This window comes from Nocardia sp. PLKS1-43 (assembly GCF_059510335.1).
Genome location: NZ_JCAJZQ010000045.1, coordinates 1 through 1,401, shown reverse-complemented (window position 1 = coordinate 1,401; position 1,401 = coordinate 1). Strand labels below are relative to the sequence as shown.

At 66.8% G+C, this 1,401-nt stretch carries 1 protein-coding gene; it reads left to right on the top strand.

The window, feature by feature from the left end:
- Positions 1–55 precede the first annotated feature (55 nt).
- A complete protein-coding gene (locus tag AC5WS7_RS40585) occupies positions 56–1,318 on the top strand; it encodes an IS701 family transposase (RefSeq protein WP_495959981.1) in 1,263 nt (420 codons plus the stop codon).
- Positions 1,319–1,401: the final 83 nt, after the last annotated feature.

The following is a 1,401-nucleotide window of genomic DNA, read 5'->3' as shown; positions in this document are numbered from 1 at the left end:
TTGTCACTGGTGTGGCCTCTCGAGTTCCGGCGTGTTTCTCGAGACCATGTCCGGTGTGGATACTGATGAGCTGGCGCGAGTGGACGAGTTGCTGGATTCGTTTGTCGGTGAGGTGTTCTCGTCGCTGTCACGCAAGGATCGGGTGGCCACTGCCGGGGTGTACGTGCGTGGGTTGATGTTGGATGGCAAGCGCAAGTCGATGCAGCCGATGGCTCAGCGGCTCGGGACCGATCATCAGCGGTTGCAGCAGTTTGTGACGACCTCTCCGTGGGATGTGGTTCCGGTGCGGAAAACGTTGTCGCGCAAGGCGTGTGATCTGATCACACCGCAGGCGTGGGCGGTCGACGACACCGGGTTCGTCAAGGACGGCGACGCCTCGCCGTGCGTGGCGCGGCAGTATTCGGGCACTCTCGGCAAGGTCGGCAACTGTCAGATCGCGGTCAGTGTGCACGCGGTGACCGACACCGCGTCCGCGCCGTTGGACTGGCGGTTGTTCCTGCCCGCGAGCTGGGACGACGAGGCCGCGGATACACCCGAGGCGAAGGCCGCGGTCACCGCGCGGCGCGCCAAGGCCGCCATCCCCGCCGGCGAGCACCACAAACGCAAGTGGGAACAGGCTCTGGACATGATCGACGAACTGCTGGACTGGGGCCGCACCCCGCCGCCGGTCGTGGTCGGCGACGCCGGCTACGGCGACGCCACCGAGTTCCGCACCGGCCTGTCCGACCGCGGCTTGGCCTACGTCGTCGCGGTCAAAGGCACCACCAGCATTCAGCCCGGCAAAGCCGCACCCGTGACCCCGCCGTGGACAGGCAACGGGCGCCCACCCGGCCCTCGCTACCCCGACGAGCCGACAACCTGCAAAGACCTGGTCATGGCCGCGGGAGAAAACAGGCGGCGCGAACTCACCTGGCGCCACGGCACCAAGACCAGCCCAGCCAACCACGACGCCGCCATGACTTCCCGCTTCACCGCCCTGCGCGTGCGCCCGGCAAACCGCACCATCACCCGCGGCGACGACGGCTCCCTGCCCGAGACCTGGCTGATCGCCGAATGGCCCACCAGCGCAACAGAACCCAGCGACTACTGGCTGTCCACCCTCCCGGCCGACACCCCGATTGCCGAACTGGTGCGACTGGCCAAGATCCGCTGGCGCATCGAGCACGACTACCGTGAACTCAAAGACGCTCTCGGCCTGGACCACTTCGAAGGCCGCTCCTGGCACGGCTGGCATCACCACGCCACCCTGGTCACCGCAGCTCACCTGTTCCTCACCACCCTGCGACTATCGGCCCCAAAAGCGACTGGGCAGGCCTGACCCTCTACAGCATCCTGCGCAAAATCCAACGCGCCCTTGTCGTTTGGATCGGCACCTGCCCGCTCTGCCACCACACCTTCCCG